Raw genomic sequence first — 19,130 nt, 5'->3', positions numbered from 1 at the left:
CCCGCAGAACCGGAAATCCGGTTTCTTGGGCAGCCTTTTTCTTTATTCCAGAAATTCTCCATCATTGATATTGTACAGGTAGTTCCAGCTGTCGGACTTATACAATTCATGGAAAGTAAGTTTGTCTCCGGTGCCGAGCATTACTTCTTCCTGCACAATGGCAACCACCATTGCAGTAGCCCCGTTATCCAGGTTTAAGTATACATCTCCAATAGATGGACGGATGGCGCTTTTTTCTTTCAGCGTTTCTTCAAGTTGCTCATCCTCTTCCAGTTGTTCGGCAGAGACTTTCGATTTATCGTAATAAGCGATGTCATTGCTTTGTGGATCCTGGCCAGGAACCATTACCAGGAACTCTCTGGATTTGACGGTGTTTTGGCGTGTAGTGACCACGTCCTTCCCATCGACCGATTCGACTTTCTCGAATTCGTTCAGTGAATAATGATCCATATAGTCCGGATCGGGTTTATGGATAAGGATATAGCCGCCTTCTTCAGCCACCTGATCTTCCCGAAGCGTATACCGCGCACCGAAGAACATGAAAGAATCCATATGTTTTGGTCTGTAAAGCGAGATTTCATCGGCTCTGCTCGCCACTTGTTCCATATCTTTGATGCGGAACATCAAGACAGACTTTTTCGCCAATGGTTTGACTGAATATACTTTGTGCAATTCGTTTTGATAATACACAAATTGCCCTTTTCTTACTTGAAGTAATTTCATCTTTTTCCCTCCGATACTATCGTGTCTCTTGCGTTTATTCTAGATGATGCAGAGATAGAAGTCCATGCAAATACTAGAATTATCTGGTATGTTAAGTTCATGTAGCCCTGCAGCTAAAGGAGTGATAAAAATGGAGTCCGAGAATCGTGATGAAAAGATCATTAAAAGATATCAGCAGGATGAGCGAACGATGATTCTGTTGTTTATCCATTGGTGCACCAATCATCAACTGGATCCTGTGTCGTTGTATCACCGGGCTTACCCTGCACAAGCTCCAAACCAAGCATTGTCCGAAGCTCTGGAAGATGCCGGTCAGGAAGAAATTGACATCAGCAGCGAAACCCTGCTGGAAGTCCTGCAAATGTTCGGCAACGACGACCTTGCTTTTGTAGTGGCCGAAGAAGCAGAAAAAATTTCCAGATAACAGAAGGCCAAGTGCAGCTGCACTTGGTTTATCCCGCTTTAACGGGCAGTGAGACTCCCACTTCTACAAGTGGGAAATCAACTGCCCATCAAAGTCCGATTGGATCAACTAACACTCAGTGGGGATGAGGAAAACCCCACTGAGTGAAGTTTCTCTTTATCTTCTTCGCTTTCTCAGCTCTTTTGCTTTGTTTTCGATATAGCTGGTACGGAGGTTTTCATAGCGGTTGGATGCCACTTTGCTGTAAATGTTGTCGAAGCGTGAAGTGCCTTCTTTTGGTTCCTCTTCTTCTGTTGTTTCTTCAGTATCCGGCAATTCCTCTTTTTTGTTTTTCACATCTTCCATCGTGCTTATCCCCCTTTACACTGGTAGTCTGCTCCCAGTAAAATTTCCCTTCATTCCATATCATTAAACCCCCAAAATAAGAAAAGCCGGATATCCTGAGCTTTCAGGCATCCGGCAGATCGAATGATGATGCTGTTACAGACAGTAAAACCTCCAGCTTTGCAACTGGAATTCCCACTGAAGGAAATTCCTATTACACAGTGACCTTCTCTTCTTTCAATGCTTTTCCAAGGTACTTGGCAAGTTCCAGCATGCCGTATTTTCCGGCAACAGCTTCTGCGTCAGCATTGTAATTGGTGTTCGTATTGACATCATAGGTGTAGATTTCGCCCGCTTCATTGCGGATAAATTCAATTCCTGCCACATCAATTTGGTTTTGACGCAGGAACTCCTCATATTTGGCAATGATTGGGTCATCGAAGCCTTCCACAACTTGGAATTTCGGCTTTTCTTCCACTTCTTCTCCTACAGGGCAGAACAAGTCGTCAATGCGGCACGCATCGGCCGGGCACAGTTCGAAACCTTCTGAAGTATCAACCTGTACGGCGTAGACAAATTTTCCGCCGACGAATTCGCAGCGTGTGATGAAAGGTTCAGGGGCTTGGATATACTCCTGAATCAGTGTGATGCCATCGATGGATGGATCAAACTCGTCACCATCCACGTATTCACGAAGCGCTTCGATGGAATGGAATAGACGGACACCCAGGCCTTTCCCTGCGCGATTATGCTTCGTGATAAAAGATCCGGCATCGATTTTTTCAGCTGCTCTCAGAATTTGTTCTTTGCCGTTGGCCGCAATCGTTTTCGGCGTGCGGATCCCAGCCGCGTTTAATGCCATGTACTGATTTACTTTGCTTACTTCCAAGCGAAGCGCCCGGCTTCCATTGAAAACGGTCCGGCCGTGATGTTCGAGCCAGGCAAGCAGCGAATCCGCCATTTCCGGCGCAAAGCGATGCCCCCGCGTATGCGAAGAGGCGCTCATCCGGCTGTAAAATACGCCTTCTGGCGGCTCTTCGTTCAAATCGACAAGCCCTTCATCAATAAACCAATCCTCATAAGGCAGCCCCAATTCTTCAAGGCGCTTGAATAAATGAGTTGTCCATTCTTCGTTTTCATGGATTACATATATTTTTTCAGTCATAGTAGTTCCTCCTGTATTATGAAAGCGGCTGTAGCGCTTTTCGTTTTTGTTCCACAAGCGGCATCACTTTTTCAGAGAAGCGTTCCATCTCTTCCAGCTGTGGTGAGAATTGCAGCAGCAATAAATCCAGTCCTGCATTTTCGTAAGCAATGATCCGTTCGGCAATTTGTTCCGGTGTACCAATCAGATTTGGACGCAGACCCCGGTTGGAAACCGAGTAATCTTCCAGCTTCACCTGCTGTTCCAATTGGGATTTACTGACGAAATCGTCATAGCCTGCATAACCGCTAGACTCTTTCATATCTACAATACGCGCGTACTCTTCTTTCACTTCTTCTTCTGTATCGCGGCAAACAACATACGCTGCCATACCGAACGACTGAAATGGTGTTTTTCCCGCTTGTTGACGCAAATTTTTCATGTCCCGGATCTTCGCTTCGATTTCTTCAACCGTTCCCCCGTGCATGACGTACGAATCACAAGACTCGACAATCGACTTTTTCCCGCGTGGACTTTCTCCCCCCGCATACAAAATCGGATTCGGACGCTGAACCGGCTTCGGCTCAAGGCGGGCGTTCTGAATATCGTAATACTTTCCTTTAAATGAAAATTCATTTTCTGTCCACATGCCTTTAAGCACTTTCAAAAACTCATCTGTCCGGTCGTAGCGTTCATCATGCTCCGTAAATTGACCGCCATATTGGCGTGCCTCTTCTGCCCACCAGGCAGAAACCACATTCAATGTAAAACGCCCATTCGAGATTTGGTCAATATTCGCTGCCATTTTTGCAGTGACCGCCGGATTGTGGAACGCCGGCCGAATCGCCGTCATGATTTCGATTTTTTCAGTTACTGCGGCAAGGGCTGCAGCAGTCGACCAGGCTTCCAGTGAATCGGCTTCCATACCTTTTATATCGTTTAAATTCAGTTCAGCGATCAAGGTGGTATCATACCCCCACTTTTCCGCTGACTGCGTCACTTTTTTTGCGTATTCAAAAGTTGAGGGCATATTTTCTTCCTCTACATTGCGTAGCCATCCGCCGAAAATCGGCAGCCAAAAACCGTATCTCATCTATTGTCGCTCCCTTAACTCATTTATAAATTCTATAGCTAATATTCAATCATTTTCAACAACAAGTTTATTATACAATAAAACCTTCTTTCCTTACCAGTAAACTAGGTTATAAAATAAATTGGCTTTTTTCAGTTCAGGCAATGTTTTTCAAGTCGCAATTGTTCCCGGTTTTTATGCCGTTTAAACAGTCGTGACTAAGGGAAGAGAGAAATAGGATCGTAAAGAAAGGAGCATGATTTAATATGAAAAATTACAGTGTAGCACCTGATCAAACTGCGTCTCGCTGGATCGTGAAACTGGAAGACGTGGCTCCCACTGAGTCATTCCCTACAAAAGATGGCGCCATTGACGCCGCCAAAGAACTCGCGCAGGAAAACAGTCCGAGCAAGGTAATCATCCTGGATGAAGACCATAATGTAGTGGAAGAGCTGGAATATTGATAAAAGGCCTTGAAAGTTCAGCTTTCAAGGCCTTTTATTGGATTTCCATCTAAATAAAGGCAAAAGAAAAAGCATGGTCCTTTTCATCAGACCATGCTTTCCCTTTTGCATGCCCTCTTGAAGAGGGGTCGCACGCGGAAAATTTGATAACATTCTTTCTACAAACTGCATAACGTTGACGAATGTTTACCACCTCGTCGTTACAGCTTTTCTTCCTGACTGTCATTTGCCATTCAGGCTTTTGTTTCGCGTATACTTCTCAGCGACTTCACTTTTTGGCAGTCAGTCTTTCAATTGCACTTACACAAAAAATCTTACTTCTTACTGCTTGGTACACTTTCACATCCAACCAACATAACACTTGGTTTTTGACGAGAGTGACAATCGTCAGTAAAGCAAATTTTCCGCCAAGGCTGTGCATTTCCTCGTCTGAAGCCGATCATAAACTGACTCGTTTACTCGTACTTCCTACGGTGGTTCCGCCTTGTATTCACTTTGTACCCTCTTGTTATTTTCCTTAAACCTATTTTTAAAAGTTTTTTTAAAAATATTTTGCAAATAATTTATTGATTATTTTTACATTTCCTTTAATGGCCGTTATACTAGTAATTAGTTCGATACCCGTAATACATAGAGGAGAGATCATATGGTTAAAAGTTTACCACCCCGCTCAGAAATAGCATCAGAAGAAACATGGAACCTTGAGAGTCTATTTGCATCAAGCGAAGAGTTCGATCAGGCTCTGGCCACCCTCGAGCAAGATTCGGCGGCGTTCGAAGAAAAATACAAAGGACAGGCAAGCGATCCGGCTTCCGTCATCGCTTTACTGCAGGCCTATATGAAATTGGCAGAACAAATGGTGCCTGTCAGCACCTATTCCAATCTGGCTTTGAGTACGGACCAGACAAACGACGAAGCGCAGATGCGCGCAAGCAAATTCAGCTCCGCTTCTGCAAAAATCAGCAGCAGACTGTCTTTTGTAACGAGCGAATTGCTGGCATTGCCTACTGAGACTTTGGAGAAAGCCATGGAAGAATCTGAAGAATTCCATGTGTATCTGGAGAAATTGATCCGTAAAAAACAGTACCAGTTGCATCCGGAAGTGGAAAAGACTCTGGCAGCTTATTCTTCCACATTCAATGCGCCTTACTCGCTTTACAACACGACAAAAATGGTCGACATGTCGTTTGATGATTTTGAAGTGAACGGAAAATCCTATCCGCTCAGCTACGTATCATTTGAAGGCGATTGGGAAGCAGAACCGGATACGGAACTGCGCCGCGCTGCCTTTGCTGCGTTTTCTGAAAAACTGAAAGAATATCAGCACACCACTGCAAAAACATATGACACGCATCTTCAGACAGAAAAAACCACTTCTGATTTGAGAGGCTACGAGACGGTATTCGATTATTTGTTGTTCGATCAGGAAGTTGACCGTTCCCTGTACAACCGCCAAATCGATTTGATCACGACAGAACTGGCTCCGCACATGCGTAAATATGCCAAGTTGCTGCAGAAAGTCCATGGCTTGGATAAAATGACGTTCGCTGATTTGAAAATTTCACTCGACCCGTCCTACGACCCGGAAATCACGGTGGAAGAATCCAAAAAATACATCGATGAAGCCTTGGAAATTATGGGGGATGACTATCTTGAGATGGTGGACCGTTCGTATTCCGAACGCTGGATTGACTTTGCACAAAACAAAGGAAAGTCGACAGGGGCATTCTGTTCAAGCCCTCACGGCTATCATCCGTATATTTTAATTTCCTGGACAGGCCGGATGAACGAAGTATTTGTTCTTGCCCATGAACTTGGACATGCCGGTCACTTTTACAATGCCAACCGGGCGCAGAACGTATTCAACGCACGCCCTTCCATGTACTTTATCGAAGCACCATCTACTATGAACGAAATGCTGATGGCCAATCACCTGCTGAAAAATTCAGATGATCCAAAGTTCAAGCGCTGGGTCATTGCATCCATCGTCTCAAGAACGTATTACCACAACTTCGTGACTCATTTATTGGAAGGCGCCTACCAACGCAAAGTGTACGAGCGCATCGATGCCGGGCAGAGTGTCAACGCCAATGTCTTGAACTCGATCAAACGCGGCGTATTGGAGGATTTCTGGGGAGATGCCGTCGAAATCACACCAGGTGCCGAACTTACGTGGATGCGCCAACCGCATTATTACATGGGGCTGTATCCTTACACTTACAGCGCCGGCCTGACGATTTCCACACAAGTATCGAAACGTATTTTGAACGAAGGGCAGCCGGCAGTCGACGAATGGCTCGAAGTGCTGAGAGCTGGTGGCACTAAATCACCGGTGGAACTGGCGAAAATGGCCGGTGTCGACATCACGACTGAGCAGCCATTGCGTGATACCATCTCCTATATCGGCGAATTGATCGATGAGCTGGTCAGCTTAACAGAAGAAATTGAAGGACAGTAGAAAAAAGAAGCTGTTTGCGGTGACGCAAACGGCTTCTTTTCGTTTTACTTGCGTTTATTTTAAGTTATTGGCGATTAGGAGTTTTTATTTGCGATAAATGGACGGGTATTTGCGTTCAGCAAATTCGACAAAGAAACGCCCTCTTCCTTACTCCCCCGGATTTCTCCACATTAAAAACTGCTCGATCAGAATCGCCATCACTGTACCGAAAATTAATCCGTTGGATAAAGTGGCGGCCAGCACAACCGGTAAGTTGGCCATGCTTTCGGGCGGTACAAACATAAGGCCCACACCGATCATCAAGCCGAAAGCCGAAACTCTATAGGCCTGCCGCCGATTTTTTTCGTTGGATAATTCGACGAATGCCATTTCAACCATTGAAGTGAAGATGGCAAAAATGACGGCGTAAGCCACCGGGGCAGGCAAAGCGGCCAGCACCGCCATGACATTCGGAAACAAACTGATAAAAACAACCAGCACGCCCCCCATAATAAAGGGCTTGAGCGACGGATTTCTCGTTGCGCTGACAAAACCGGCAGCCCCTGAAATCGGAACCGGTCCAATGGCGGAAAACACACCAGCAATCATGTGGTTGATACCTGAAGCAACGGACGTCTGTTTGACACGATTTTCCGGCTGCATGGAAAAAGAATTCTTCAACACCATTTCCATTACACGAAGGGAAGCCATCATATTCGCCAGGAGCAGGACGGTCAAGAACAAAGACGTCACAAACATTCCGCTGTCCCACACAAGGGGTCCGAACACCAGCATTTCCGGAAAAGCGATCACCGCATTTCCCGGGAAATAAACCGGCTCCGTTTTTCCGATGATCCAAAACAACAGCCAGCCAATCCCGATGGAAAATAAGACGGAATACCGGTTAAGCCAGGCTGTTTTTGAATTCATCAGGAGAAATGTGATGGCAATCACCATAATTCCCCCGAACAGGACCACTGCATCCACAGAGTCAGATGGACTTTCCACTCCCAGCAAGCCGTTGATGATGGAACCGCTCAACTGAAGAACGAGCAACAACAGGTAGACAAATGTAACTGTCGGGGTAAACAACTTTTTCATCTTGCCAACGAGTCCCGTATACGCAAAGATGATAAATAATACGCCACTGTACAGCAAGCCGCTCTGCAATGCCTGCAGTGATTCTTCCATCGTCGAGTAAATGGCGCCAACCAAGCCGGCGTAGACAATGAAAATTCCCCACCATAACCCCGCCGGCCCTTCGTTGATCGGCAGTTTATGTCCAATTACTGCCTGGACGAGTCCGGCGATGCCAAGAACGAAAATAGTCCGCTGAACAAATAGAGCGGTATCCGCTGCATCCATTCCGAAGACGTTCGCAATGGCAATTGGAGCTGCAATGGAAGAAGCTAATAAAAATACCGCCCATTGGACTCCGCCAAACACATTTTTTAACATATTATCGGCTCCTACTCTTTCTGGTTGCTTGCGCTTCTTGTTAGTATACACTGTTTGAAGACCGTAAAAAAAGAACCCCGAGAAACTCAGGATTCTTTGTCATGCAGCTTATGTGTTTCTTTATCGTAATCCGTGGCATCGTTTTCTTCTTTCAGTACCAGTTTATCGTTATTGCGATTATTATCTGAAGAGGCTGTATACCCTTGTTCTTCTAATTTCTTCACTTCTTTTCGGGAAGCTTTCATTAGGAGCCAAACTATAAGAACCGACAAAATAACAATCACAATAACAGAGATGATCCCCGGGATGTACTCAGTTTTGTCCTCGGGAAAATAAAGAAAATCCATTGTGTTGTTCCCGCCTTTATTGGTTAAGTTTCTACTTATTATACATGAAAGCTGTTTTCAGATGAGCGGTTAACGTGAACATTTAATGGCGATATTGGAGGTGATGTTTTTGATACCTATCCATTGCAACAGCCGCTTTCCTTCTCACCAAAGGAAAGGCATGCTGCATCGATTCGGCTTCCGACATCCCTTCTTCCGCCGCAGAATGGATATCCAGGAAGATGTTCGACAACGCTTTGATGCTTTTCCCATCCACAGCACCGGACAGCAGAATAACAGGAATCCCTTTCCCCTTGCAGACTTCTGCAATTCCGAACGGGGTTTTTCCGGATAACGTCTGAACATCCGATTTTCCTTCGCCTGTAATCACTAAATCAGCGCCTTCGATGCGTCTTTCGAAATCCATCGCTTCCAAAACCACGTCGATTCCTCTGCGCAATTGGGAAGGAAAAAACACTTGAAAGGCGCCGCCACATCCTCCTGCTGCTCCAGCACCTTTTTTTGAATGAAGAGAAACACCTGTCTGCCGCTCCGTCACGTCCGCAAAAACAGTGAGCGCCGCATCCAGTCGATCCACCATGCCCGGCGATGCACCTTTTTGCGGTCCGAAAACAGCGGAAGCACCATGTTTTCCAACAAGCGGATTGTCTACATCACTGGCAATGACAAAATCACTTTGTGCGATACGGGTGTCGAAGCCAGAACAGTCAATTCGGTGCAATTCACTTAGGGATGCTGCCCCCTCTGGCAAAACCGTACCATCTTCCCGCAGAAACTTCATGCCGAGGGCTGTTAAAATTCCCATTCCTGCATCATTGGTGGCGCTTCCGCCGAGACCGACAATAAATTTCCGGTAACCTGCATCCAACGCATGCCCAATCAATTGGCCCGTACCGAATGTGGACGCTCTGAGAGGATTTTTTTCAGTGCCCTTCACTAACGTGAGACCTGAAGCTTCCGCCAGTTCGATGATGCATGTTTCACCGTCTCCAAGCACTCCGTATTTGGCCAATACCTCTTCGCCTAACGGGCCCCGGACAACCGTTTCAACGATTTTGCCATTGGTGGACTGGACAAGACTGTCCAGCGTTCCTTCTCCCCCGTCCGCTGCCGGCAGCAGAACCGTCTCGATCGTATCGTCATATTGTGCAACTCCAGCCGCCATCGCTTCAGCCGCTTGCCGGGCCGTCAAACTTCCCTTGAATGAATCCGGTGCCAACACAACTTTCATGCCGTCGCCTCCCAGTCTTTTACATTCAGTATAGAGCTTTCTTTTTCTGTTTGCATCCCGCCATAAAAAGGCAGCCGCCCTCAAAAAATGGCATTGACCGAAGAACATCCGGTCAATGCCTTTGCAAAGATTCAGCAACAGATACGCAAAGTTACAGTACAACTGTTTTGCCGATTATCGGCAGTCCACCATCATTCAGTTCCACCATTATTTGCTTTCAGACACAACCGTAAAGCGCTTGTTGATGTGCTTGGCGTTTTCGATTTCATCGACAAGCGCAATCGCATAATCAGCATAACTGATATAACTTTTGCCTTTTTTATTGACGAGAAAACCGTCTTCGCCTGTCTGGTAATGTCCCGTGCGTCTGCCTTCTGAATCGAAAAAGGCAGCGGGACTCAAAAAAGTCCATTTGATGCCTTCCGAATGTTCCAGATCAGCCAGGTTCTGCGCCTGGTTGGAGGCAATCGCTTTAAAAGCTTCCGGAAACTCCGGTGTTTCGCTCAGCCTTGTGGTTTTTGCTTCGTCCACAAACAGGCTGCCTGCACCGCCTACCACAATCAGGCGCGTATCAGGAGCCCCTTTCAGCGCTTCTATCAGCGAACGTCCGGCTTCCACATGCTGTTCCGCTTTGTCAGCGGGAACGCCGAATGCGTTGACGACAATATCAAACTGTTTCAAGTCTTCCGACGTCAAATCGAAAATATCTCTTTCCAAAGTCGGAATGGTGGAATCATCGAGCTTTTGCGCGTTTCTGACGATTGCTGTAACTTCATGCCCTCTTCTAACCGCTTCTTTCAAGATCAAGCTCCCCGCTTTTCCTGTCGCTCCAATAATTCCAACTTTCATTCCAATCTCCTCCTCGAGTTATAGTTGATCCATTGCCTGTTTCAGGATTTCATAAGAACGTTTTCGTTTGTCCTGATCATAAATATAGGAAACTGCCATTAACTCATCAATCGGCAACCGGTTCAAAAGCTCCTTTAATTGTCCGCTTATGGCGGCCTGGCTGCCTTTCAGTGTATAGCGCGACATGCCACGCGCCATATTTTCCTCGTAGAAATTCCATACGCCATCCATTGTATCAACCGGCGGCTGAAGCAAATTCTTCGTGCCTCTGACTACGTTCAAATAAAACAAATCGCTTGAAGTCGCCAGTTTGCGAGCTTCCTCGTCCGTCTCTCCCGCTATGGCATTGACACAAACAATGACGTAAGGTTCTTCCAAGTATTCCGAGGGTTCAAACTGGCTCCGATATATTTCAATGGCCTGCTCCAGGTGCTGAGGAGCAAAATGTGCTGCAAAGGCATACGGCAACCCTCTGCGGGCAGCCAAATGAGCGCTCGACGTGCTGGAACCGAGGATGAAAATCGGCACTTCGGTTCCGACGCCCGGATAAGCCTGGACCGTTCCCTGGCTGTCCAAAGGCTTGAAATAATTCTGCAGTTCCGTCACGTCCTGCGGAAATGCGAACGCCGTCTCCTGTGTGGTCCTTCTCAGTGCATGTGCTGTTTGCATATCGGTTCCAGGTGCTCGTCCAAGCCCCAGGTTCAAGCGATTGGGATACATCGTTTCCAAAGTGCCGAATTGTTCGGCGATGACAAGTGGTGAATGGTTTGGCAGCATAATTCCCCCAGAGCCGACTTGTATGGAATTGGTATGATCCAATACCTTTGAAATCAGTATTGAGGTGGCTGAACTGACAAGCGTCGGTGTGTTGTGATGTTCAGACAGCCAAAACCGCTGATATCCCAGTTTTTCTGCATGTTGGGCAAGCTCGACCATGTCCTCCAGGGCTTCTTTGCTTGTGTGGCCTTCGCGTACAGGCACTAAATCGAGAATGGATAAAGGTACAGGCTTTATTGGTTGATTCATTTCTTAACTTCCTTTCTTTCCAGAATGCTATATAAGAATAGAATCAAACGATGCTCAACTCAAGATATCTGCCTGTACCTTACACGTTATACGTATGTCCGATCCGGGCAATTTCCACGCCGCCCCTGAATGCGCCAGCGGCTGCCTCCTCAATTTCCTTCACATTGCCATACTGGGGTAAATGCGTCAGCAGCAAGTGTTTCGCCCCCGCGCGCTGCGCCAGCTCTCCTGCCTGCTTCCCGCTCATATGCCCTTTGATGATGCCAATGTATTTTTCGTACAAATTCGATTCAGCCACCAAAAGATCCGCACCTTCTGAAAATCCGACCAACTCTTCTTTCCACTCTGTGTCTGCTGTAAACACGACCGTTTTGCCTTTCGAGGAGAATCTCAAAGCAAGACAGTAAACGGGATGGATAGTCTCACAAAACGTTACTTCCCACGGGCCGAGCTGGAGAGTCTCCTCTGCTCTTACAGACCGTCCTTCCGTCACCCCTTTATAAGACAGTTTTTCGAACTCCGGCCGGTCACGATCATGACCATAAATCAGCAGCGGAACATTCCATTCTTTCAATTGCATACCGACCATTGCCGCATGCTGTAATACGCCAATATCAGCAATGTGATCGGCATGGTAATGACTGATGATGACAGCATCCAATTCATTCAGCGACGTATAATTCTGGACCGCCGCCAACACCCCGCTGCCGCAATCAACCAAACAACGGAAACCTTCCTGTTCAATTAAGAAAGATGAAGTCGCTTCATTTTTATTTGGGTAGCCTCCCCAAATTCCGATAGGTGTAACGTTCATCACATCACTCCTCCCTTTTTGTCTATTTTAGCATATGAGATTCTTCAGTCGTTGTTTAGCGTCCGTAATCAAGTGGTATGCATAGTAGTAAGACATTAATTGGAGGGATCATCGTGACAGTAAAACTAACTGTAGAAAATGCATTACAAGCGAAAACAGAAATCGACAAATTAGTGGCACAGGGCTACGAGCATGACGACATTTATATTTTTGCGCACGATAAAAAGCGCACGAAAGACGTCAGTGATGCACTCGACACCGGCTCGGTCGGCATGAAAGAACAAGGTTTCCTCGACAGCATGAAGAACATGACCAGCTCACGGGGCGATGAACTTCGCGCTAAACTCGCAGCAGCAGGTCTTTCTGATCAGGAAGCTGAGGAATACGAAGAAATCCTGGATGAAGGAAAACTTGTCATCGTCGCAAACAAAGGTGAATAATCAATATCAAAAAAGGACATCTCCCGAAGTAACAGGAGATGTCCTTAGCTTGTGAAGAAACAATTCAGTAACCGATATTCCGCAAAACAGCTCCGCTTTCCTGCGGGCTTGCGCTGAACTAACTCGGGCTCGGCGCCCGAGTGGATTTCAGCACTTCGCTATCCCGCTGGAGTCTCCGCTGTTTTGCTCCATATCTAAAAAATGTTCTATTTCATAAAAAATCAATTGATGTGTTACAACTTCTTGTTCTAACCTTCTCACAATCAATAATGGAAACTGAATGAAGCGGAAGGTGGCGACTCCAGCGGGAGCAGTGACGGAGCAAAGCGACGGAGCGACATGAGCTGAAGACCCCGCAGGAAGCGAGTTGGGCAAAAGCATTTTGCCTGACTCGTTTGCGACGAAGCTAGCGCAGCGATGCAGGAGCACCGTTCTTTTCAGCGACGAGGAGGCTGAAGCCATGCCCGCGGAAAGCGTCCACCTGGAGTAAAATGGAAAAGTCGACAAAAGTTTCTCAACAGTCAAGGACATCTCCTACAATAACAGGAGATGTCCTTTTTCCACTTTATACAGTACGCGTCAGAAAGACGTTCTTTTGCTGCAGTTTGCTGACTTGGTCTGGTGTATAGCCAAGTTCCGCCAGCAATTCTTCGTTGTGCTGGCCCAGCAACGGTGCTGCTTTTCGTAATTGACCCGGCGTTTCTGAAAACTTCGCCGGGAAACCCAATGTCTTTAACGTTCCCGCAACAGGATGTTCGAGTTGCTGGACCATTTCACGGGCTTCGATATGAGGATCCGCCAATGTCTGATCGTAGGAATAAATTGGACCACAAGGTATGCCGCTTTGCTCAAGCAGCCGAAGCCAGTGCTCAGATGTTTCCTGCGTCAGCACTTGTTCGATATCGTTCTCCAGCTCTTCGACATGGTCATTTCGTTTGCTGTTGGTCTCATAACGGGCTTCTTCCAACCATTCCGGTTTGTTCGCCACTTCCAGGCAAAACTTTTCCCAGAGCTTCTGGTTGCCGGCACCGATCAAAATCGAGCCGTCTTTTGTGCGGTATCCCTGATAAGGAGCAGACACCCGATGAGCAGTGCCGTTTCGTGTCGCCACTTCCCCTTTTCCAAAGTAAGCCGCTGCTTCCCATACCGTCCAGGCCAAACCGGAGTCGACAAGTGACACATCGATGTACTGGCCTTCCCCTGTTTTCAGGCGATGAATATAAGAGGCCATAATGGATTGAATAGCTGTTTGAGCGGCAGCGATGTCATTGATGGCGATGCCCATTTTCACTGGCTTCCCGTTTTTTTCACCTGTCATGTCCATAAATCCAGTCAGCCCCTGCGCCATGATGTCATAGCCGCCTTTTTGGCTGTAGGGACCGGTTTGTCCATATCCTGAAATTGAGCAATAAATCAGCCCTGGGTTCAACGCTTTCAATGTGTCATAATCGATGCCCAGTTTTTTCGTTACACCAGGCCGGTAATTCTCGATTAAAACATCGGCCGTTTTCACCAATTGCTTGAACGCTTCCAGCCCTTCCGGCGCTTTCAAATCCAGGCACATGCCTCTTTTGTTGCGGTTGACCATCATATACATATAACTTTCTTCGTTGATATAAGGGCCCATTTTGCGGGTGTCGTCTCCACCCGCCGCTTTTTCCACTTTGATCACATCTGCCCCCATATCCCCCAGAACCATTGTGCAATACGGACCTGCCAGTACTTGCGTCAAATCAATCACGCGCATGCCTGTCAATGCCTGTTGTTGTGTCATTGTCACTCAACCTCCTCACTGTCGGATCAGTTTAATCGAAGGCATCTCCGCCACTTTTGCAATCCCTGACAAAGCAAGGGTGACTCTCGTTTCTTCGATGAAATTTCCAAGCACTTGTTCGACACCTGCCTGACCGGCTGTCGCTAAGCCGTATATATAAGGCCGGCCCAGAAGGACAGCGCTTGCCCCAAGGATCAACGCTTTGACCAGATCAGTTCCTCTGCGGATTCCACTGTCCAAAATCAATGGAATTTTGCCGTTGACTACTTCGGCAATTGCCGGAAGTGCATCCAGCGAAGACGTCACGCCATCAAGCTGACGGCCACCATGATTGGAGACGATGATACCATCTATCCCTGCTTCCATCGCCAATATCGCATCTTCCGGGTGTAAAATCCCTTTCAGTAAAACCGGCAATTTGGTCGCTTTTTTTATTTCCTCGATCTTTTTCCAGTTAAAAGAAGGATGATAGACGTTTTCCAGAATTCCTTGAATAACTCCCGCATCACTTTTATCCGTCAACGACTCCATGAAAACCGGATCATTCACATAATTCGCTTTGCCGACTCCTGCGCGCAAAGGTGAATAGCCATTGCGGAGATCTTCTTCCCGCCAACCGAGCATAACCGTATCCACCGTTACGACAATCGCTTCGTATCCTGCCTGTTCAGCGCGCTGCAGCATACTGTAGGAAATCTTCTCGTTATTGGACCAATAAAGCTGAAACCAACGCGGGTTCGAGCCAGCAGCTTCCGCGATATCTTCCAATGAATAGCTGGAAACTGTACTGGTGATAAAAGGAACGTTCCATTTGGCGGCTCCTCTGACCGATGCCAGATCGCCTTCTTCGTCCGCAAGTTTTTGCATACCGATTGGAGCAAGCAGAAAAGGATGATCGTATTTACGTCCAAACAAATTAATCGACGTATCAACAGAAGAGACATCGTTCAGCATCCGCGGAACGATTGCCCATTTTGAAAAAGCTTCACGGTTGCGGCGCAGCGTTTCTTCCGCCCCCGCGCCTGAACGGATATGGCCAAATTCATGAGGCTTCATTTTCTTTTTTGCACTTTCTTCCCATTCTTCATGTGTCAAAGGCGACTCGTTTTGTGACACAATGCTCTTCAGTAAAGCGTCTCCTTTTACTGTGCTGCTCATCGGTCTCTCTCCTCTTTTATGTAAAATTCGGTTGTCTTTTTTCCATGAAAGCCTGAATGCCTTCTTTGTAATCATCGGATTCAAAAGAATCCAGAATCATGGAAGCAATCTCTTCGTTTTCAGATTGATCGCCATCAATGATGGCCTGAATGACTTTCTTATTGCCTCTGAGCGCGGTAGCAGATGTGGCCGCCAGTTCACCTGCGAACTGGTATGCCGCCTCATTGGCCGCATCTCCTTCATACAGTTCCTGAATAATTCCGATCTCTTTTGCTTCTTGTGCATCAATCAGCTTGCCGGTGTACAATAGCTCTTTTGCTTTTACCGGTCCGATGACATTCATCAGCCGTTTCGTACTCGTCAAATTGTAAATGATGCCGAGACGTGCGGCGGTGATGCCGAATTTGCTGTTGCGTGAAGCAAAACGGAAATCACAGGCCATGGCCAGTTCCAAGCCCCCGCCAATCGCCAGCTTCCGGATCAGGGCAATCGTCGGTTTCGGAAAACGGTAAAGCTTTTCCACTGCCTGCAGCGCATGGTCATTGTAATTTTTCGCTTTTTCCTGAGACAGCCGGTTGCCCAGAAACTCTTTGATATCAGCGCCTGCGGAGAAAGCCCGATCGTCCACACCTCTCACTACCAAGACCCGAAGTGTGGGGTCTGCTGCTACTTCCTCCAACAGTTCCGGCAACTTCTGGAACATTTCAAGTGAAAAGGCATTGCGCTGTTCTGCACGGTCGATAACCAATGTGGCAACCGGGCCGTTTTTTTCTATATATAATTCGTTCCCCATTACTGTTGGCTCCCTTCGTCAATCTTTCTTCAGACGTGCTGCCACGTAATTTCCGAGGCTTTGAATTCCCTGTACCAAAACGATCAAAACAAACACAGTGGCGTACATGACGTCCACTTCGTAACGTAAGTGGCCATAACGGTAAGCTAAGTCACCAAGTCCTCCTGCACCGACAAGACCAGCCATTGCAGTAGCCCCGATCAAGCCGACTGTAGCAATCGTCAATCCAAGAACGATGGACGGACGAGCTTCACGGAGCATGACATTCCAAATAATATGGCGCGTTTTAATGCCCATTGCTTCATACGCTTCTCTGACGCCGCTTTCCACTTCCAACAAGGAAGATTCCATCAACCGTGCTATATAAGGGGCCGTATAGATAACGAGCGGCACAATTACACCCTGAACACCAATTGTCGTTCCCACAAGAAGCTTGGTGAACGGCAGGATGAAGAATAACAGGATGATGAACGGAATCGAACGGATAATATTGACGACCAGGTTCAGAATTTGGTATACCCATTTGTTTTCCCATGCTTGCCCGCGACGTGTTAAAACGAGTAAAATCCCAAGAGGAATTCCGAGTACCGTGGAGATAAGAAGGGAAATTATCACCATTTGTGCTGTTTCAACGATAGAACCTCCGATAATCGGAAGCCATTCTGAGATAAATGTATTAATTCTTTCCATATTGATCATCCCAATCCTCTATAACTACGCCCTGCGCTTCCAGAAAAGCCAACGAACGGGCCACTTCTTCTTTTTCTCCAGCCATGTGGACATCGAGGTTTCCGATCACCCCGTTTTTCAACTCCATGATATTGGCAGTTAAAATATTCGGCTTTACGTTAAATTCTTTTGAAACGGCCGCCAGTACCGGATCGCCTGTAGCCTCGCCTCTGAAAGTCAATCGCAGCACCGAGCCGGTCTTTTTCAAATTGTCGACAAATTCCTTTGACAATTTCCGTTGTGAAATGGTGTTTAAGAAACTCCGTGTTGTCTTATGTTTTGGCTGCGAAAACAAATCGATCACCGGACCGTCTTCCACGATCTCCCCTGCTTCCATTACATAGACATGGTCACAGATTCTTTGAATCACCTGCATTTCATGTGTAATCAGCAAAATCGTAATGCCGAATTCTGCGTTGATTTTCAACAATAGATCCAGAATGGATTCGGTTGTCTCCGGATCAAGAGCACTGGTGGCTTCATCACTCAGCAATACATCCGGCTCTTGTGCGAGCGCACGGGCAATGGCCACACGCTGCTTTTGCCCGCCCGACAATTGACCCGGAAATGCATTTTTCTTGTCAGTCAACCCGACGATTTCCAAGTATTTGTCAACACGTGCTGCTATATCACTTGGCTTCACACCGATCAGTTTCAGTGGAATGGCAATATTATCGCCAACAGTGGCTGTTTTCAATAAGTTAAAGCCCTGGAAAATCATGCCGATGTTTTTTCGTTCAGCCAGAAGCTGCGCTTTTGACAACTCGGTGAACTCCTTGTCATTGAGCCGTACCTTCCCGGCAGTAGGAGCTTCCAATAGATTGACACAGCGGATCAACGTACTTTTCCCTGCTCCGCTGTAGCCGATGACCCCGTGGATTTCCCCTTTTTTCACGTGCAATGAAACATCTTTCACAGCTTCGATGGTGCCTTTTTTCGTTGTGTACTTTTTCGATATATTCTCAAGTTGTATCAAGTTAGTCCCTCTTCCCTTTAAAGCAGGAAAGGCCATCGGCTCAAACGCCCAATGGCTTTCCAAATTTTTACCAGATTGCTAAAACTGATCCTTTGAACTCTTCTTCAATGAAAGCTTTTACTTCATCTGACTGATAGGCTTGCGTTAATTTCTCAAGCACCGCATCGTTTTCATTTTCTTCTCTTACTACCAGGTAATTGACGTATGGTGATTCGCTTGACTCAAGCAAAATTGAATCTTTGATAGTGTTCAAGCCAGCTTCAATCGCAAAGTTTGTATTGATCGCCGCTGCATCTACTTCACTTAACTGCTTTGGAATTTGAGCGGCATCCAGCTCAATGAATTCCAGTTCTTTCGGATTTTCTTCCACATCGAAAATTGAAGCTGTTAGTCCTGTGCCTTCTTTAAGTGTAATGACTCCTGCTTCTTCCAGGATGAAAAGGGCACGGGCACCATTCGTCGGGTCATTCGGCAAGCCGAATGTAGCGCCTTGAGGAAGTTCTTCAATGGAGGCATACTGATCTGAATAAACACCCATTGGATTTAAAATTGTGGTAGATACAGTAACTAAGTCTGTATCGTGGTCATCATTGAATTTTTCCAGGAAAGGTTCGTGCTGGTAGCTGTTGACATCCAGATCTCCTTCAGCCAAAGCTGTATTCGGCAATACATAATCAGTGAAAACTTTCAATTCGAGCTCCAATCCATCTTCTGCGGCCACTTCCGCAACCTTCTCGACAATTTGTTCATGTGGTCCTGAAGTAACACCAATCACCAATTTGTCTTCGCTCAATTCTTCAGACTCCGCACTTCCTGTACATCCTGCCAATAAACCTGCTGCCAATACCGCCGTTGACAAAAAACCTAATTTTTTCATGTTGTTTCCCCCATTGAATTTTTTTCGCTCAATAAATTAAAAAGCCTCCCTTTCAATTAAGAAAGAGAGG

21 protein-coding genes are annotated in these 19,130 nt (G+C 46.7%); 4 read left to right on the top strand and 17 right to left on the bottom strand.

Annotated features, from left to right (window positions below; genetic code table 11):
- Positions 1–42: 42 nt before the first annotated feature.
- Positions 43–723: a hypothetical protein gene (locus tag EEX84_RS10480; protein ID WP_123165590.1), complete on the bottom strand. Its 681-nt coding sequence runs from the start codon at positions 721–723 to the stop codon at positions 43–45.
- 130 nt (positions 724–853) lie between these two features.
- Here EEX84_RS10480 and EEX84_RS10475 point away from each other — a divergent pair, with 130 nt between their 5' ends.
- Positions 854–1,147 carry a hypothetical protein gene (locus EEX84_RS10475; RefSeq protein ID WP_123165589.1) on the top strand — a complete coding sequence of 98 codons (294 nt, stop codon included), beginning with the start codon at positions 854–856 and terminating at the stop codon, positions 1,145–1,147.
- Between the two features lie 156 nt (positions 1,148–1,303).
- On the opposite strand, the gene EEX84_RS10470 is transcribed toward EEX84_RS10475, so the two are convergent.
- From EEX84_RS10470 to EEX84_RS10460, 3 genes are all read right to left on the bottom strand, one after another.
- The gene (locus EEX84_RS10470; RefSeq protein WP_123165588.1) at positions 1,304–1,492 is read right to left on the bottom strand and encodes a hypothetical protein; all 189 of its coding nucleotides are present in this window, start codon (positions 1,490–1,492) and stop codon (positions 1,304–1,306) included.
- Positions 1,493–1,685: 193 nt separating this feature from the next.
- Positions 1,686–2,636 (bottom strand): ATP-grasp domain-containing protein, encoded by a 951-nt coding sequence (locus tag EEX84_RS10465; RefSeq protein WP_123165587.1) that lies wholly within the window; start codon positions 2,634–2,636, stop codon positions 1,686–1,688.
- A 16-nt stretch (positions 2,637–2,652) separates the two neighbouring features.
- Positions 2,653–3,708: an LLM class flavin-dependent oxidoreductase gene (locus tag EEX84_RS10460; RefSeq protein ID WP_123165586.1), complete on the bottom strand. Its 1,056-nt coding sequence runs from the start codon at positions 3,706–3,708 to the stop codon at positions 2,653–2,655.
- A gap of 245 nt (positions 3,709–3,953) precedes the next feature.
- Here EEX84_RS10460 and EEX84_RS10455 point away from each other — a divergent pair, with 245 nt between their 5' ends.
- Together EEX84_RS10455 and pepF are read left to right on the top strand one after the other, a co-directional pair.
- Entirely contained in the window at positions 3,954–4,151 is a 198-nt protein-coding gene (locus EEX84_RS10455; RefSeq protein WP_123165585.1) for a DUF2188 domain-containing protein, read from the top strand.
- Between the two features lie 646 nt (positions 4,152–4,797).
- Positions 4,798–6,609 carry an oligoendopeptidase F gene (gene pepF / locus EEX84_RS10450; protein ID WP_123165584.1) on the top strand — a complete coding sequence of 604 codons (1,812 nt, stop codon included), beginning with the start codon at positions 4,798–4,800 and terminating at the stop codon, positions 6,607–6,609.
- A 147-nt stretch (positions 6,610–6,756) separates the two neighbouring features.
- Here the strand turns inward: pepF and EEX84_RS10445 are convergent, their stop codons facing one another.
- The 6 genes from EEX84_RS10445 to EEX84_RS10420 form a co-directional block, all read right to left on the bottom strand.
- Entirely contained in the window at positions 6,757–8,046 is a 1,290-nt protein-coding gene (locus EEX84_RS10445; protein WP_123165583.1) for a purine/pyrimidine permease, read from the bottom strand.
- Positions 8,047–8,132: 86 nt separating this feature from the next.
- Positions 8,133–8,393, bottom strand: coding sequence for a hypothetical protein (locus EEX84_RS10440; RefSeq protein WP_123165582.1), 261 nt, complete (start codon positions 8,391–8,393; stop codon positions 8,133–8,135).
- Between the two features lie 82 nt (positions 8,394–8,475).
- A complete protein-coding gene (locus tag EEX84_RS10435) occupies positions 8,476–9,624 on the bottom strand; it encodes a glycerate kinase (protein ID WP_123165581.1) in 1,149 nt (382 codons plus the stop codon).
- Between the two features lie 207 nt (positions 9,625–9,831).
- The gene (locus tag EEX84_RS10430) at positions 9,832–10,473 is read right to left on the bottom strand and encodes an NAD(P)-dependent oxidoreductase (RefSeq protein ID WP_123165580.1); all 642 of its coding nucleotides are present in this window, start codon (positions 10,471–10,473) and stop codon (positions 9,832–9,834) included.
- 18 nt (positions 10,474–10,491) lie between these two features.
- Complete coding sequence (locus EEX84_RS10425) at positions 10,492–11,499, bottom strand: LLM class flavin-dependent oxidoreductase (protein WP_123165579.1); 1,008 nt, start codon at positions 11,497–11,499, stop codon at positions 10,492–10,494.
- Positions 11,500–11,578: 79 nt separating this feature from the next.
- A complete protein-coding gene (locus EEX84_RS10420) occupies positions 11,579–12,313 on the bottom strand; it encodes an MBL fold metallo-hydrolase (protein ID WP_123165578.1) in 735 nt (244 codons plus the stop codon).
- Between the two features lie 113 nt (positions 12,314–12,426).
- Here EEX84_RS10420 and EEX84_RS10415 point away from each other — a divergent pair, with 113 nt between their 5' ends.
- Positions 12,427–12,753, top strand: a complete 327-nt coding sequence (locus EEX84_RS10415; RefSeq protein WP_123165577.1) for a YflT domain-containing protein — start codon at positions 12,427–12,429, stop codon at positions 12,751–12,753.
- Between the two features lie 147 nt (positions 12,754–12,900).
- Here EEX84_RS10415 and EEX84_RS10410 read toward each other — a convergent pair whose 3' ends face one another.
- The 7 genes from EEX84_RS10410 to EEX84_RS10380 all read right to left on the bottom strand — a co-directional run bounded on the left by EEX84_RS10410 (position 12,901) and on the right by EEX84_RS10380 (position 19,060).
- Positions 12,901–13,278, bottom strand: a complete 378-nt coding sequence (locus EEX84_RS10410; RefSeq protein ID WP_123165576.1) for a hypothetical protein — start codon at positions 13,276–13,278, stop codon at positions 12,901–12,903.
- A 40-nt stretch (positions 13,279–13,318) separates the two neighbouring features.
- A complete protein-coding gene (locus EEX84_RS10405; RefSeq protein ID WP_192892955.1) occupies positions 13,319–14,527 on the bottom strand; it encodes a CaiB/BaiF CoA transferase family protein in 1,209 nt (402 codons plus the stop codon).
- 15 nt (positions 14,528–14,542) lie between these two features.
- A complete protein-coding gene (locus EEX84_RS10400; protein ID WP_123165575.1) occupies positions 14,543–15,685 on the bottom strand; it encodes an alpha-hydroxy acid oxidase in 1,143 nt (380 codons plus the stop codon).
- Between the two features lie 16 nt (positions 15,686–15,701).
- Positions 15,702–16,478 carry an enoyl-CoA hydratase/isomerase family protein gene (locus tag EEX84_RS10395; protein WP_123165574.1) on the bottom strand — a complete coding sequence of 259 codons (777 nt, stop codon included), beginning with the start codon at positions 16,476–16,478 and terminating at the stop codon, positions 15,702–15,704.
- Positions 16,479–16,496: 18 nt separating this feature from the next.
- Positions 16,497–17,168 (bottom strand): methionine ABC transporter permease, encoded by a 672-nt coding sequence (locus EEX84_RS10390; RefSeq protein ID WP_123165725.1) that lies wholly within the window; start codon positions 17,166–17,168, stop codon positions 16,497–16,499.
- Positions 17,155–18,183, bottom strand: coding sequence for a methionine ABC transporter ATP-binding protein (locus tag EEX84_RS10385; RefSeq protein ID WP_123165573.1), 1,029 nt, complete (start codon positions 18,181–18,183; stop codon positions 17,155–17,157). Before EEX84_RS10385 ends, EEX84_RS10390 begins: the two co-directional genes overlap by 14 nt.
- Before the next feature lie 67 nt (positions 18,184–18,250).
- Positions 18,251–19,060, bottom strand: coding sequence for a MetQ/NlpA family ABC transporter substrate-binding protein (locus EEX84_RS10380; protein WP_123165572.1), 810 nt, complete (start codon positions 19,058–19,060; stop codon positions 18,251–18,253).
- Positions 19,061–19,130: the final 70 nt, after the last annotated feature.

Source organism: Planococcus salinus (genome assembly GCF_003719725.1).
GTDB classification, from domain to species: domain Bacteria; phylum Bacillota; class Bacilli; order Bacillales_A; family Planococcaceae; genus Planococcus; species Planococcus salinus.
Note: the sequence above shows the minus strand (reverse complement) of the source record. Positions and strands in the feature narration are given on the sequence as shown.